The organism is Bacillus siamensis (genome assembly GCF_051628075.1).
Lineage (GTDB): Bacteria > Bacillota > Bacilli > Bacillales > Bacillaceae > Bacillus > Bacillus siamensis.
Window position 1 is genome coordinate 1,011,049 of record NZ_CP155579.1, and the last position, 13,562, is coordinate 1,024,610.

Sequence of the window (13,562 nt, forward strand, 5' to 3'; positions counted from 1 at the left end):
TATGGATAACAGCCGGAAAAATCAATTAATTTTTATAATCTTTAGACAACTAATGCTTGGAAATATACCGACATATCCTGCAAACTGACGAAAAATTGAAAAATAACATTGTATAAATGTGGTGAAAACGAAATTGAAAAATAATCTTTAAGTAGTAAATTAAGACTAAATTATATCTTGAAAAGGTGATTTTTAGCTATATTCAAAAAAAACCTGTCGTTTTCCAATGACAGATGATAGATTATTAGTATAAATTTTCAAGAAAAGGATTGGAGGCTGCACATTATGTGCCAGAAAACACACGCACCCTTAGAAAGCTACGAAGTAAATCGTTCAACCATCGCTGTTTTGCCTGAGGAAATAGACGGTAAAATGGGGTCGAAGATCATTGAAAAAGATTGCATTCTGTATGTCAGCATGAAGCCGATTCACATCATTGACAGAAGCTGCCGCTACTTTGGCTCGAGCTACGCCGGGAGAAAAGCGGGAACGTATGAAGCGATTAAAATTTCTCACAAGCCGCCGATTATGGTGGACCCTTCAAATCACATCTTTTTATTCCCTACACTTTCTTCTGTAAGGCCTCAATGCGGCTGGATATCTCATGTGCATGTTAAAGATTTTCAACCGACCGCATTCGATGATACAGCGGTCACATTCTCAAACGGCAAAACGATGGAGCTGGAAGTATCTTACCATTCTTTTGAGAACCAGGTTTACAGAACCGCCTATCTCAGAACCACTTTTCAGGACAGGATGGGCAGTCATATCCCGAAGCGGCAGGAATTCATGCTGTACCCGAAAGAAGAGCGGACTAAAATGATCTACGACTTTATTTTGCGGGAGCTGGGGGAGAGATATTAGAGAAAGCTGTGATGTGAAGGGACGGGCCCTTTCCTTTTTGGAGAGGGCTTTTTTGATTTACATCCCCGGGCAGAGTTGTATCGTCTCCGTCTGTTGGCTATGATGGTGGAAAGAGTCATGACATTATATTTTAGGAGAGATGGGCATGAATGTATTTGCAAAATATGTATCAGGAATCGACAACCCGGATCACCGGCTCAAACTAGAGGAAATCCTGTCGTGGACGGCTGACCGATTCCCGAATTTACAACCGCAGATCAAGTGGAATACGCCGATGTTTACCGATCACGGCACCTTTATTATCGGCTTTGCAGCAGCGAAGCACCATCTAAGTGTTTCCCCCGAAGAAGCGGGGATTGCGCACTTTGCCGATGACATCGCCCGCGCCGGCTACAGCGCCACTTCCCGTTTGTTCAGAATTCAATGGACTGAACCGGTGCATTATGATCTGCTTGAAAGCATGATTCAATTTAATATTCAGGAGAAGGCAGACTGTTCAGCGTTTTGGCGGAAATGAACGAAAAAATATTAAAGCACAAACCTGATCAGGAGCTTTTTTATGAAAAGTAATCCTAAGGGATTTGCGTTCCCAGAGGAGGATCATCATGCGTTCATCGCCTGAATACCCGGGTTCGGCGACCGCCCCGGTTTAAAATGGCTTTTCCTTCAGGCGAAATCTTCGCGGTAAAGAGTGGGATTGACATAACGAAACGCACGATGGCAGGAATCGTGCGTTCGGAATTCTTTATTTGACGACAGACATGCTGACGCTGCTGCCTGACACCGTCACTTTGGCAAAGTCCTGTGTATCCACCACAGGTGTGACTGCTTTATTGTCGATCGTGATGTTTGTAAAAGCTGTTGAGAAGTTTGATTTGATGTAAGGGCGCTGATCCTCTGATGTGACCGCAACAGTGGCGAGCGCTTTCCATTTTGAGACCGAACCTACATTTGTTTGGGCGAGTTCTGAAATGATGCGGCCGGTGTACCCGTCATTATTCGTCCCCCAATATGTGGCGCGGGTATTGCCGTTCAGATTTTTGTAGATGGTCAGCTGTACGGTGCTGCCGGGCCGGAAGCCTTTCGTATAGGTGAATTGGCTTTCTCCTTCCAGATACTTGACCTGGCCTTGTCCCTTTGAACCGACTTTCATGATCGGTTTCCATACATGATACGTTTCACTGTACTGAAGCCCGATATCGGCCTCCGTGCCTCCGGTAAATCCTGAGTAAATATAGGCTGTCCCATTTGACACCTGAATCGAGCTCGGAAGCTGAATTTTCGTGACGAGAACAGAGCCTGTACTGTTCAGGTAGGCCCTTCCGCCGATTCCTTTGCTGAGCTGGGACGCCGCTTCCGCCGTATTGGGGCTGATGACCCCGGGAATATCCGCAGTACATACACCGAATAGAACGGCTGAAGTGAGCACACCCGCAAGAAGCCCTTTTTTCATCATCATTTCTCCTCCTATCATCATAGTCAGATAGCGCTATCAATTCATATTATAAAAGGTTTTGAAAGAAATTCCATAAAAGAGATACGGGCAAATGTAAAACGAAACTTTTTTCCTATTTATCTTGTAAATGGAGATTATTTGAACTATGCTATGTTCAGCAATACCGCATCACTCAGGAGAGGGGATAGATAGAGGATGAAAAAGACGGCAGCTGTGCTTTTGTCTTTCGGTCTGGTGTTCGGATGTTCATACGGGGCGGGGCAGACGGCGGAAGCGAAAACAAAGGTGAAAACGTATCAAAACTGCAAGGCGCTGAATAAGGTGTATAAGGGCGGCGTGGCCCGGACGTCAAAAGTGAAAAACAAAGGCGGCAGAACAAAGTACAAGCCATATGTCTCAAAAGCGCTTTACGATGCAAATAAAAGACTTGATCGTGATAAAGACTATATCGCATGTGAGAAATAAAAAAACAAGCCTCTTTAAAGAGGCTTGTTTTTTTTACATTGATTCGATGGTGACGGCGGTTCCGTATCCGATTAATTCGGATGTGTTCTGTCCGGCGGTCAGTTCGAACCGCAGGCCAACGATGGCGTTCGCACCGAGCTGCTCCGCTTCTCTGATCAGCCGTTCTTTCACCGCTTTTTTGGAGTCTTCCAGCATTTCGGTATAGCTTTTTAATTCGCCGCCGACGACAGATTTTAAGCCTGCAAGCAAGTCTTTTCCGATGTGACGGGACTGGACGATACTGCTTGTCACCAGGCCTTTTACTTCCGTAATCTGTTTTCCGGCGACGGTTTCAGTTGTGGTCATGATCATGCGGCTTGCCCCCTCCATGTGTCTTACCGCTATTTTATCATTAAGCCGCCTTTTCGGCTGCGCTGATTTGTTTTTTTCTGACTGCGGCGCTGACTGCAAACATGACGGCAGTGTTTAACATCAGCGCGATGATGCCTGTATTCATGTCTTTCACGATCTGCGGAAGAAACGGAAAGAGGGTTCCGATGGTTGATTCGGTCAGCGTGATGAAGGCGACCGTCCCGACCCCGGCCGCTATGCCGGCAAAAGCGCCGTGGCTTGTGATAAAACGCCGCTTCGGCAGGCTGAATAAAAGCGCAGGGAAAAGCTGGGTGACAAGGCTGTAGCCCATTAAAAGCAAGGTGACGATGGTATTTCCGCCTTTCAGCGTAAAATATACGGAAATCAGCGCGATAACGGGTACGGCGTATTTTGCGAGCCGCGAAACTTTTTTGTCAGTCGTGCCGGGCCGAATGGCTTTGTACACATTTTTGGCGAACAGCGTGCTTGAGGCCATGAGTATCATTGAACCGGGGACAAGCGCCGTCAGAATGCCAGCCGATCCGATCAGTCCGACAAACCAAGGATCAAAGGTTTTCACTGACAGCTTTAATAAGGCGAGATCCGTGTCCGCCCCTTTTAAACCGGGGACCTGCAGAATCGCCGCAAATCCGGTAAAGATGACAAACAGCAGGACGAGCTGATAAAGAGGCATGATGATTGCGTTTTTCCGAAACACCCGCGGATGCTCCGCCGAATAGGAAGCGGCAAATGTATGGGGCCACATATAAAAGCCGAGGGCGGTCAGCAGGACGGTTGAGCTGAACCATGAAGGGCTTTGTCCGGTTTCAGAAAGTGTGAGAAATCCGGGTTTTGCGGCGTCGATTTGTTTGAACATCTCTGAAAAACCGCCGTAGTAATGAATGGGCAGATAAATGCCTAAATACAGGACGATGCCTAAAATCATTATATCTTTGACGACTGATATCCACGCTGAACCGTGGATTCCTGAAATCATCACATAAATCGTGATGGAGACAGCGCCGATCCAGACTGCGGCTGATGGCGGAATCTGGCCGTACGACGTTGCCGAAACAATTAATCCGAGCCCTTTCAGCTGCAGGACGAGATAGGGGATGAGAGATGCGATGCCGACGAGCGATACGAGAATGCCGAGGAGCGGGCTGTTGTATTTTGAAATAAAAAAATCAGATTGCGACATCAGTTTATGCTGTTTGGCGTATGTCCACACGGCAGGCAGAAGCCAATATGACAAAATGTAGGCAAGACAGCCGTAAGCGATAATGTAAAAGGCGGGACCTCCTTTTCCATAAGCCCATCCGCTTCCGCCGAGGAATGTGAAGGTCGTGTAAATTTCTCCCGCCATTAATAAAAAGACAAACATCGTGCCGAAGCCGCGTCCGCCCACCGTCCATTGTTCAAGGTCCATCTTTTTTCCTTTTCGGGCGCGGATTCCGAGATATACACAAAACAGGAGCACGGCGGCCATTACGGGAAATGCGGCGTTCATTCCGTCTCACCCGCCTTGTTTTCTTTGTCCAATTTGTAAACGGCAGCCATCAGAACAGAAGTCAGAACGGCCCAGATGACGACATATGCGAGAATGAAAGGCATTCCGAAAACATAAGGCGTCACCCGGTTGGCAAATGGAATGCCGGCGAGAATTCCGAAAAAGGGCAGGGCAGCGAGCACATGAATCAGTTTCATAACATTCCTCCTTTGAAAAGCGTGTACCGAATTATAAAGAAAATCATGTCGAATGTATAGTGTGAATAGTCTGAATTTTACAGTTTCAAAGAAAAGCAGTCCCGGCTGCTTTTTAAATGGTCGCAAGAGACAGGTAATATTCCACTAAGGCGGTTACCTGTTCCCGTATTCTCGGGTTGAAATAACGGTGTTTTTCTTCATAGCCGTTAATGGTGCATATATAAAGCGTAAATGCTTCATCTCTTTGGGCTTCGTATATTTTGATTTTACGCTTTCTTAACTCTTTTCGAACATCACTCAAATCCTTTTGTGCTAATTTTAAAGAGCAGCTGATAAGCTGTTTATAGGGTTGTTTTAATTTGAACGGGCACGAATCAAGCGCTTCGAAATCCCGATTCAGAATGGCGGCCGCCATGGGCAGAAACAGCCCTTTTTCGATGAGGTCGCGGGTGCCGCTCCGGATGTCAGGCATAAATACTCCTTCTTTCTTAAAAGGGAACGTTTGTTCTTATTTTATACTCACTTACACGATATTTCAAGTCGGAAAATCTCGTAAACATTTTCGTTTTTTGGAGATAATGTGTAGAATAAGGATAGACAAACTCGTTAAGGAGTATAAACGTTGGAGCAATTTTTATCATATTTCACTGAGGAACAGCTGACGGAATGGTTCCAAAGCTATAGAGCTTTCGGCCCGGCGGCTGCGGTTTTACTGCCTTTTATTGAAGCGTTTCTTCCGTTTTTGCCGCTTGTTGTATTTGTGGTGGCGAATACGAATGCATTTGGGCTGTGGGAAGGTTTTTTTCTGTCGTGGCTCGGATCTGCGGCAGGATCACTGCTTATGTTTTATGCCGTCCGCCGTTTTGGACAGAAAAGAGCTTTCGGTTTCATCCGCAGGCATGAGACCATAAGGCGGATGATGCTGTGGGTTGAGCGGCACGGTTTCGGTCCGCTGTTTATTTTACTTTGCTTCCCCTTTACGCCGTCCGCTGCGGTTCATATCGTTGCCGGCCTGTCACGTGTGGGGGCGCTGCAGTTTGTATCAGCCGCCGCTATGGGGAAAATGGTCATGATCTTTATGATCAGCTTTATCGGGTATGACCTTCACGCGCTCTTTACACAGCCTTTCAGGATGGCGGGCGCCTTAACGGTGATCGCCGTGCTGTGGTATGCAGGAAAGCATATCGAACGGCGTTTACAGACGAGGATCAGTCAGCATGAGAAAGACGGAGGGAGACAGGAATCTTGAAAAAACGATTTTGGTTTATAGCCGGCGTGCTTATCGTTGTTTTGGCCATACAATTAAAAAATGCCATTTTTATTGATTACAAAGTCGAAGGAATCAGCATGAATCCGACCTTTAAACAAGGAAATGAGCTGATAGTCAACAAGTTTTCCCATCGTTACAAAACGATCCGCCGTTTCGATATTGTGCTGTTTAAAGGCCCGCACCACAAAGTGCTGATCAAACGTGTCATCGGGCTCCCGGGCGAGTCGATCGCTTACAGGGAAGACCAGCTGTATGTGAATGGAAAACGGGTTTCAGAACCGTTTTTAAAACCGTTAAAGTCATCATTGTCCGCAGGCAGCCATGTGACCGGTGATTATACATTGAAGGAAACGACCGGGCGCAAAAGCATACCGAAAGGACAATATTTCGTTATTGGCGACAATCGCATATACAGCCTCGACAGCCGTCATTTCGGACCGATTAAGGATAAAGACATCGTCGGGGTCATCAGTGAATCAGACGCCAAGTGAACGGCGTCTTTTTTTATTCGGAAATGATTGTCAAAAAGCAGAGGGAAGACTATAATGGGTATTGTTACGCGCGAAACAAAAATCAGGCGTTTTATTTTTAATGCTTTTGTTGCGAGTGTAACAAAAATACGAAAGAGGGCTGATGAGATGGAAACACAGGCTGCCATTATCGGGGGAGGTCCGGTCGGGCTCATGCTCGCATCAGAGCTTGCGCTGGCCGGAGTGAAAACGACTGTCATTGAACGATTGAAGAAGACGGTGCCCTATTCCAAGGCGCTTATTATGCATCCGCGCACACTGGAGCTTTTTGCCATGAGAGGCATATTGGAACGCTTTTTGGATAAAGGGACAAAGGTGTCATCCGGCCATTTTTCGATGCTGGATACACGGCTGGATTTTTCCCGGCTGGATTCTAAGCAGAATTATTCGTTAATGCTGCCTCAGGCAGATACGGAGCGGCTTTTGGAAGAATATGCATTAAGTTTAGGCGCAGATATCATCCGCGGAGCGGAAGCGGTGTCCGTTACCCAGACGGATGACGGAGTGGAGACGGTGTTCCGGGATGAAAGCGGTATCCGCACCCTGCGCAGCTTATATGCCGCGGGTACAGACGGAGCGGGGAGCATTGTCCGGAAACAGGCGGGTATCGCTTTTTCGGGCACTGATGCCGACTTAATAGGAACCCTCTGTGATGCCGTTTTGAAAACTCCGCCTGAATCTGCCTTTTTTTCAACGTGCCGTCTGGCGGGATCGGTTGTCATTGTCCCTCTTACGGACGGGCTTTTCCGCGTCCTGATCGTTTCTCCGCACGCTCCGCAAAAGCAGAAAGAAGAGCCGGTCACAGAAAAAGAGCTGAAAGAAGACCTGCGGCAGATATGCGGCACTGATTTCGGATTGAGTGATCCGGTGTGGACGTCAAGGTTCGGCAATGCCGAGCGTCAGGCCGAACAATACCGCTCAGGCCGGGTTTTTGTGGCCGGTGATGCGGCGCATATTCATTTTCCCGCAGGCGGCCAAGGGCTGAACACCGGGCTTCAGGATGCCTTCAACCTCGGCTGGAAGCTGGGGGCGGAAATGAAGGGGAAAGCGGCGCCTCATCTTCTGGACAGCTATCATCAGGAAAGGCACAGCGCGGGAAAAGAAGTTATGCACAATATAAAAACCCAGATCAAGCTCATGGATTTTACCGAGTCAGGGATGGCATTAAGAGATACGATGACCGCTTTGCTCGATTTTCAGGAGGCCAACCGTTTATTGGCGGGAAAAGTATCCGCGCTTGATCTGCATTATGAACCGGACCCGGAGCTTGCGCCGCATATCCTGAACGGAAAACGGCTGCCCGATATAGAGCTGATTCTTTATGACGGCCGGCCGGCCCGGCTGTATGATTTTCTTCACAAGGGCGGCTTTGTGCTGCTGTCATTAAGAGGAAGCATTCCTGCCGGTATTGATACGGACAGCGTGGTGACTGTTAGGGCGGCGCTTTCTGAAAACCGTGCCGGCTGGGATGACGTCCATTCTGTTTTGATCCGGCCGGACGGCCACGCGGCTTGGGCGGCCGGCGGCTCGGGACGTGAAGCGGAAGAAGCCGTACTGGCCGGTTTGGAGAGATGGGGACTTATCTGATACCCTTTTATGCACCTGCGTGATTGTTTCTTCCGTAACAAAACGTTATAGTAAAAGAAACAATTCATACGGAAGGGTGACCCGCAGTTGGACAGAAGACAGCCAGACCATGCAAAACACATGATTCTCGAAGGGCTGACAGACATTTTCCATGAGCAGGAGAGGTGTCAGGAGGACATCAGGGCGTCGTTGGCCGGACGGATGGACGAACTCCGAGAAGAAAACGGCAAAAAACTTCAGCTGACCTTGACGGAAATACACATTTTATCTTGTATCGGAGATAACGAACCGATCAATGTCACATCAATAGCAGAAAAAATGAAGACGACAAAACCGACCGTGTCGAGAAGCTGCGCGAAGTTTTTGGAAGCCGGCTTTCTGCGCAGAACCCGGCTGAGCGACAATAAAAAAGAAGTCTATTTCCGGCTGACTCCTGCCGGAAAAGAGCTGCATTCCCTTCATCACGAATACCACGAAATGATAAAAAAGCGGTTCTTGGCATTTTTGGATCGCTATACAGATGAAGAACTGTTATTTGCTGAACGGCTGTTCCGTGATCTTTCAGCAAACTGGCGCTCTGTAAATGGCGTCGGGCAGCTGTTGAAATAAAAAAACACGCATATGGATGCGTGTTTTTTATTCGGCTCATGTTCCTCTTTCTGCCCGGCCTCTATCGCCGTGCGTCTTTTTCAGCTGAGAAAGGTGGTGCAGCAGGCGATAGAAGGGCGGAAGCATGGCGATGACGAGAACGATCCTGATGACCTGAACCGCGACGACGAAAGTCGAGTCCTCATGCAGGGTGATCGAAGTCGCCGCCATCTCGGCGATTCCGCCGGGAGAGAAGGCGAGAACGGATGTAATCATGGAGATGCCCGTTAATTTAGAAACGGCAACCGCACTAAGGATCATTGCGGCGATTAATCCGACGGAGGAAATAAATCCGATCGTAAGTACTCTGGACACGCCGGTGAACATGCTTTTGTACATTTTCGAACCGATTGTGGCGCCGAGAAAAATTTGTGACAGCTGGTTCGCTTCCGGCGGCCACCAGGCAAGCATGTCTTTTCCCGCTAAAGCCGACACGCCGATTTCCGCGGCAGCAACGCCGATCATGCTGCCGAGCAGCCAAGGAGCGGGAAATTTCAGCCGTTTTGCGGCCTTACTTGCAAGCCAGGCAGCCAAAATAAATCCGGCCGTTAACAAGACGGGAATAAGGCTCGGATGTGAAGCTCCTGCTGAAACGGCTCCGGCTGATGTCTGAGCCGTACCGTTTTGTTTGGTAAATAAGAAAATGACGAGAAACGGTATTGTCATGACAACCAAAAGGACACGTGTCAGCTGAATGAGACTTACAATCGCGGTATTTGCGCCGACTTCCTGGGCGATACCGGGCATAGCGGATAAACCGCCCGGCGCCGTGCCTACAAAGCTTGTCATCATGTCCGTCCGGCTGAACCGAAAGAGCACATAACCGGAAACAAGCGCCATCGCGATAGAGAAAATCAGCATGAAGCCAACCGGCAGCCAATGATCCCGTAAAACTGAAAGAACGGACAGGTTCAGTTTTTGGCCGAGTTCGATGCCGAGAATCATTTGTCCCGCCGCAAGCCATCTGCGGTTAATCCCTCTTCTGTCAGCCGCCATGAACAGCCAGCGGGGCCTCGTCATGGAGAGGATGCAGCCGGCGGCCAGCGTTCCGAGCATCCAGGCGATCGACATTCCTGTAAGCGAAAGAAGAAACCCCCCTGCCGCACTGATGAGAATAAACCAGATATCCGTAAGGAGATGTTTGTCTTTCTTCAATGAAAACCCTTCTTCCTGAAACATTCATATTAAATTGTTAAGCTCGTTAACCTTACTATTACTATAGTATAGATTTTGAGATAAATAAATGATGAATTATTTCTCATAATCCATTCATTTTTCTTATCATAAACAAAAAAGCTCCGGAGAAGGGGGAGTGCACCCTACTCCGAAACCTCGCCGGCCTTTCCTTTCCACACAAGGGTCAGGCCCAGACCGAGACATAAGACCACGCCTGCGAACAGAAACGGGAAGTGAATATTCATATCAAATAAAATACCGCCCAGAGCCGGGCCGAAAATGGTGCCTAAACTCGTGTATGTTGAATTCATTCCGGCGACAAACCCCTGCTGATTTCCTGCGATTTTCGATAGGAAAGTGGTCAGTGCCGGGCGCAGTAAATCAAACGCAAGGAATATAATGCAGGTGACAGCAAGCACGGGCAAAAATCCTGACATCACCGTAGAAACGAAAGCCAGCACAGCCCCGATGACCAGACAAAGCTGAATGACTTTTTTCTCCCCGAGGAAGTTGACAAGCTTGCCGAATGCGAGCACTTGGATGATGACCGCAACAATGGAGCTGAACGTAATAATAACGGCGATATCCTTTGGCGTAAAGCCGAATTTATGGTTTGTAAATAAACTGAACACCGTTTCGTACGCCGACAGCCCGAATGCCAACACAAAGACGATGATAAAGGCGATCAGGTAGCTTGGGTGAATCGACTTTTTCAAATCTTTTAAGAAGGTTGACTCTTTGACGCTTTCCATCTGCTGGGCGCGTTCCTCTTTAGTTAATGGCTCTTTCAGCATAAAGACAGAGAAAATCACTGCGATAAATGCAATTCCGGCTGCAAAGAAAAACGGCATACGGACACCGTGATCGGCAATAAATCCTCCTATGCCGGGCCCGATGATAAACCCTGTGCTGATGGCGGCAGATACATAGCCCATCGCCTTCGATCTTTCCTGCACTGTCGTAATATCTGCGACATACGCTGTAACAGCGGGCATGATAAAAGCGGCGCTGACGCCCCCCAGTACCCTTGCGAAATACAAAACGTAGACATGTGTGCCCAACCCGAAGGTCAGCTCGGATAATGCGAACAGAAACAGCCCGGCGAGAATCATGATTTTTCTGCCGAAGCGGTCAACCCATCTTCCTGCAATGGGGGATGCGATTAATTGCGCGACGGCAAAGGCAGCAACAAGGTATCCCATTGTGCTGCCCGTCAAGTGCATCATATTCATAAACAGCGGCATAACAGGAATAATTAATCCAATCCCTAAAAACGCAATAAATATGTTGCTTAATAAGATGATGAGTACAGCTTTTTGTTCTCTAATCGGTTTTTGCATGTTGTTTCTCCTTTGTCAGCTGTCCTGATTCTATTGATCAGCATTGATGACTCCGTGAATAAACACGGAGATGGCTTCTTTTTGCAATTCTCTTCTTTGCTGAATGGAATCGTTTTTATATAACACATCCAACCCGTAAAAGACGGACAGCAGGATTTTCACTTTTGATTCGACATGATGAATGGACCAGCTGCCGTCTTGATTTCCCTCTGTTAAGATCTCTCTCATCACATCGTCATATTCAATATCAATTTTGTTGAGACGTTTTACGACCTCCTCCGACGTAAACGCGCTCGCATAAAACTCTTCACTTGCTCTCATCAGCGGGTAATTGATGCTCATCCGGCTGAGCAGCTCTGCAAAGCCCGTCAGCTTTTCGGCAGCGTCTTTCAGTTCAGCTTCCATTTCCCTCCACGTCTCAATCATCACGCGGTGATCCTCTTCCATGATATGAAGAAACAGAAACTCTTTTCCTTTAAAATGATGATAAAGATTGCCTTTGCTGATCTCGGCCGCCTCTAAGATATCCCGGATTGAGGTTTCTGAATAACCTTTTTTTGCAAATAAGTCACGCGAAGCGGATACGAGCTTTTTCTTCGTCTTTTCGCTCTTTCCGGCGCCGCCTTTTGTATTTGTCACATCACACAAATCCTTTCCGCCAAGTGAGGCTCGGTTCCTTAAAAACCGACCGGTTGGTTTATTTTATTATAAAGTGTTTTTGCTGATTATACAATGAAGAAGTCGGCCGTTTTTTAGAGAGGTCACGCAGCTTGAAAAATAAACCCCATTCTCTCCTATTGAAAGAATGGGGTTTGTCTGCGGCCTGAATGCTCCCGGCGGGGGAGCGTTATTTTCCGGTGTTTACCTGGGTATAGCTCGTGTTCGGCGCGTTTGATACCGTCCCTCCTGTGTGGTGGGAAGGAGAGTGGGTCATATCGTATAAAAACCAGACGGCATGACGCTGCTCGTCAAATGCCGTGCGGGCAAATAACCGCTTCGCTTCCGGGTGCACCGCTCTATCGGATGCCTGCAAATAAAAATCATTCGTTTTCTGCTCATCATAAAACGCCGCCCTCAGTCCTTCTCTGTATGTGTGCGGACAATGTTCCGTCTGTTTCGGCGTCAACTGGTTTCCGGTAATTGAAGTATACAGTGAGGAGAAGGCGTGCAGGTGGCGCATTTCTTCCTCTCTGATATGTTCGATTCGTCTTCTGATTTCTGCGGTCGGCGCTTTTTCGGCTAATATCGAGTAGCAGATCACAGCGCTGTATTCGCCGTTAATGGATTTTATCAGATCTTTTATAAGAACAGAGTCGTCGCCGCAGACGGCTGTATAATGAAAAAAACTCTCGTGCATTGGACTCACCCCCGGATGTTTATAGGGTATTATACGGCGATAGCCCGTGACATGTGCGGATGTCATGCTTATTCTTGATCAAGCGGCGATGTGATATGGTCATTATACGTATCGACAAACAGCCGGCCGTTGCTTCCGCGCACCGCGTATACGACCTCTTCGGGTGTAAGGTTTCTCTTGTCCAATTCTTCTCTGAGCCATTTTTCCGATACGTGGTTTTCTTCGAAATTCTTCGTCACCAGCTGGCCGTCCATAACGAGCTCAACGGCAAAATTCTTTTCGTGTCCTGCAAAAATGCCGAGATCCTGTCTTGTAACGGGCGCGAATTCCGGCTTGACCTCCACGGACATGCTGCCGTTTGTTTCAATGATGGCCGTCTGAACCTGAGAAATGTCAAATACATCATTTACACGAAGCTGCTGGTTCAGATAGTCGAGGGTATAGCGCATCGTTTTCATATTATGCTCAAGTATTTTTCCGTTTTGAATGATAATGGTCGGTTTGCCCGCAAAGAAACCCCTGGCGGTTCTGTTTTTCATAGAAAGATATGCGACCAGGTAAATGATGACCACAAAAATCGTGTAAGCACTGACAGTAAAATGAATCGGCAGTTTTGTATTAAACGACAGATTGGCTGTGATGGCGCCGAGCGAGATGGCCGCAATGAAATCAAAAAGCGTCATCTGTGAAATGGTTTGTTTTCCGAGTATCCGGGCGCCGATAAACAAAATGCTGAACGACAGAATCGTTCGCACAATCACTTCGAGATATTCTGACATTATATTTAATCCTTTTTTTCTTTAATCTGGTC

General features: G+C 47.7%; 17 protein-coding genes. 7 read left to right on the forward strand and 10 right to left on the reverse strand.

The window, feature by feature from the left end; translation table 11 throughout:
- Window positions 1-285: 285 nt before the first annotated feature.
- Together ABDB98_RS05230 and ABDB98_RS05235 are read left to right on the forward strand one after the other, a co-directional pair.
- On the forward strand, window positions 286-864 hold the full coding sequence (locus tag ABDB98_RS05230; protein ID WP_438421561.1) for a competence protein ComK: 579 nt from the start codon (window positions 286-288) through the stop codon (window positions 862-864).
- Between the two features lie 145 nt (window positions 865-1,009).
- Window positions 1,010-1,381, forward strand: coding sequence for an iron chaperone (locus tag ABDB98_RS05235; RefSeq protein ID WP_060963133.1), 372 nt, complete (start codon window positions 1,010-1,012; stop codon window positions 1,379-1,381).
- A gap of 228 nt (window positions 1,382-1,609) precedes the next feature.
- Here ABDB98_RS05235 and ABDB98_RS05240 read toward each other — a convergent pair whose 3' ends face one another.
- The gene (locus ABDB98_RS05240) at window positions 1,610-2,320 is read right to left on the reverse strand and encodes a YrpD family protein (RefSeq protein WP_438421562.1); all 711 of its coding nucleotides are present in this window, start codon (window positions 2,318-2,320) and stop codon (window positions 1,610-1,612) included.
- Between the two features lie 195 nt (window positions 2,321-2,515).
- On the opposite strand from ABDB98_RS05240, the gene ABDB98_RS05245 reads away from it, so the two are divergent.
- Window positions 2,516-2,785, forward strand: a complete 270-nt coding sequence (locus ABDB98_RS05245; protein ID WP_016938305.1) for an excalibur calcium-binding domain-containing protein — start codon at window positions 2,516-2,518, stop codon at window positions 2,783-2,785.
- A 33-nt stretch (window positions 2,786-2,818) separates the two neighbouring features.
- Here ABDB98_RS05245 and ABDB98_RS05250 read toward each other — a convergent pair whose 3' ends face one another.
- The 4 genes from ABDB98_RS05250 to ABDB98_RS05265 all read right to left on the reverse strand — a co-directional run bounded on the left by ABDB98_RS05250 (window position 2,819) and on the right by ABDB98_RS05265 (window position 5,315).
- A complete protein-coding gene (locus ABDB98_RS05250) occupies window positions 2,819-3,136 on the reverse strand; it encodes a YbjQ family protein (RefSeq protein ID WP_016938304.1) in 318 nt (105 codons plus the stop codon).
- 40 nt (window positions 3,137-3,176) lie between these two features.
- Complete coding sequence (locus ABDB98_RS05255) at window positions 3,177-4,646, reverse strand: sodium:solute symporter family protein (protein WP_438421563.1); 1,470 nt, start codon at window positions 4,644-4,646, stop codon at window positions 3,177-3,179.
- Window positions 4,643-4,843: a DUF3311 domain-containing protein gene (locus ABDB98_RS05260; protein ID WP_003155162.1), complete on the reverse strand. Its 201-nt coding sequence runs from the start codon at window positions 4,841-4,843 to the stop codon at window positions 4,643-4,645. Before ABDB98_RS05260 ends, ABDB98_RS05255 begins: the two co-directional genes overlap by 4 nt.
- 112 nt (window positions 4,844-4,955) lie before the next feature.
- Window positions 4,956-5,315, reverse strand: coding sequence for a hypothetical protein (locus ABDB98_RS05265; RefSeq protein ID WP_159353986.1), 360 nt, complete (start codon window positions 5,313-5,315; stop codon window positions 4,956-4,958).
- Window positions 5,316-5,465: 150 nt separating this feature from the next.
- Here ABDB98_RS05265 and ABDB98_RS05270 point away from each other — a divergent pair, with 150 nt between their 5' ends.
- From ABDB98_RS05270 to ABDB98_RS05285, 4 genes are all read left to right on the forward strand, one after another.
- On the forward strand, window positions 5,466-6,092 hold the full coding sequence (locus ABDB98_RS05270; protein ID WP_438421564.1) for a TVP38/TMEM64 family protein: 627 nt from the start codon (window positions 5,466-5,468) through the stop codon (window positions 6,090-6,092).
- The gene (lepB, locus tag ABDB98_RS05275) at window positions 6,089-6,604 is read left to right on the forward strand and encodes a signal peptidase I (RefSeq protein WP_045925291.1); all 516 of its coding nucleotides are present in this window, start codon (window positions 6,089-6,091) and stop codon (window positions 6,602-6,604) included. Before ABDB98_RS05270 ends, lepB begins: the two co-directional genes overlap by 4 nt.
- A 147-nt stretch (window positions 6,605-6,751) precedes the next feature.
- Window positions 6,752-8,230, forward strand: a complete 1,479-nt coding sequence (locus ABDB98_RS05280; protein ID WP_438421565.1) for a monooxygenase — start codon at window positions 6,752-6,754, stop codon at window positions 8,228-8,230.
- A gap of 87 nt (window positions 8,231-8,317) precedes the next feature.
- The gene (locus tag ABDB98_RS05285) at window positions 8,318-8,839 is read left to right on the forward strand and encodes a MarR family transcriptional regulator (protein ID WP_438421566.1); all 522 of its coding nucleotides are present in this window, start codon (window positions 8,318-8,320) and stop codon (window positions 8,837-8,839) included.
- Window positions 8,840-8,875: 36 nt separating this feature from the next.
- Here ABDB98_RS05285 and ABDB98_RS05290 read toward each other — a convergent pair whose 3' ends face one another.
- The 5 genes from ABDB98_RS05290 to ABDB98_RS05310 form a co-directional block, all read right to left on the reverse strand.
- Window positions 8,876-10,033: an AbrB family transcriptional regulator gene (locus tag ABDB98_RS05290; RefSeq protein ID WP_438421567.1), complete on the reverse strand. Its 1,158-nt coding sequence runs from the start codon at window positions 10,031-10,033 to the stop codon at window positions 8,876-8,878.
- 164 nt (window positions 10,034-10,197) lie between these two features.
- Window positions 10,198-11,394 carry an MFS transporter gene (locus tag ABDB98_RS05295; protein ID WP_438421568.1) on the reverse strand — a complete coding sequence of 399 codons (1,197 nt, stop codon included), beginning with the start codon at window positions 11,392-11,394 and terminating at the stop codon, window positions 10,198-10,200.
- A 30-nt stretch (window positions 11,395-11,424) separates the two neighbouring features.
- Window positions 11,425-12,033, reverse strand: coding sequence for a TetR/AcrR family transcriptional regulator (locus ABDB98_RS05300; protein ID WP_438421569.1), 609 nt, complete (start codon window positions 12,031-12,033; stop codon window positions 11,425-11,427).
- A 208-nt stretch (window positions 12,034-12,241) separates the two neighbouring features.
- Window positions 12,242-12,751, reverse strand: coding sequence for a ferritin-like domain-containing protein (locus ABDB98_RS05305; RefSeq protein WP_438421570.1), 510 nt, complete (start codon window positions 12,749-12,751; stop codon window positions 12,242-12,244).
- A 68-nt stretch (window positions 12,752-12,819) separates the two neighbouring features.
- On the reverse strand, window positions 12,820-13,530 hold the full coding sequence (locus tag ABDB98_RS05310) for a DUF421 domain-containing protein (protein ID WP_316100706.1): 711 nt from the start codon (window positions 13,528-13,530) through the stop codon (window positions 12,820-12,822).
- Between the last annotated feature and the right edge of the window lie 32 nt (window positions 13,531-13,562).

What these genes read in the sequence shown, in the direction of transcription:
- ABDB98_RS05230 (WP_438421561.1), top strand. Translation starts at nt 286, where the DNA reads ATGTGCCAGAAAACACACGCACCCTTAGAAAGCTACGAAGTAAATCGT.
- ABDB98_RS05235 (WP_060963133.1), top strand. Translation starts at nt 1,010, where the DNA reads ATGAATGTATTTGCAAAATATGTATCAGGAATCGACAACCCGGATCAC.
- ABDB98_RS05240 (WP_438421562.1), bottom strand. Translation starts at nt 2,320, where the DNA reads ATGATGAAAAAAGGGCTTCTTGCGGGTGTGCTCACTTCAGCCGTTCTA.
- ABDB98_RS05245 (WP_016938305.1), top strand. Translation starts at nt 2,516, where the DNA reads ATGAAAAAGACGGCAGCTGTGCTTTTGTCTTTCGGTCTGGTGTTCGGA.
- ABDB98_RS05250 (WP_016938304.1), bottom strand. Translation starts at nt 3,136, where the DNA reads ATGATCATGACCACAACTGAAACCGTCGCCGGAAAACAGATTACGGAA.
- ABDB98_RS05255 (WP_438421563.1), bottom strand. Translation starts at nt 4,646, where the DNA reads ATGAACGCCGCATTTCCCGTAATGGCCGCCGTGCTCCTGTTTTGTGTA.
- ABDB98_RS05260 (WP_003155162.1), bottom strand. Translation starts at nt 4,843, where the DNA reads ATGAAACTGATTCATGTGCTCGCTGCCCTGCCCTTTTTCGGAATTCTC.
- ABDB98_RS05265 (WP_159353986.1), bottom strand. Translation starts at nt 5,315, where the DNA reads ATGCCTGACATCCGGAGCGGCACCCGCGACCTCATCGAAAAAGGGCTG.
- ABDB98_RS05280 (WP_438421565.1), top strand. Translation starts at nt 6,752, where the DNA reads ATGGAAACACAGGCTGCCATTATCGGGGGAGGTCCGGTCGGGCTCATG.
- ABDB98_RS05295 (WP_438421568.1), bottom strand. Translation starts at nt 11,394, where the DNA reads ATGCAAAAACCGATTAGAGAACAAAAAGCTGTACTCATCATCTTATTA.
- ABDB98_RS05305 (WP_438421570.1), bottom strand. Translation starts at nt 12,751, where the DNA reads ATGCACGAGAGTTTTTTTCATTATACAGCCGTCTGCGGCGACGACTCT.
- ABDB98_RS05310 (WP_316100706.1), bottom strand. Translation starts at nt 13,530, where the DNA reads ATGTCAGAATATCTCGAAGTGATTGTGCGAACGATTCTGTCGTTCAGC.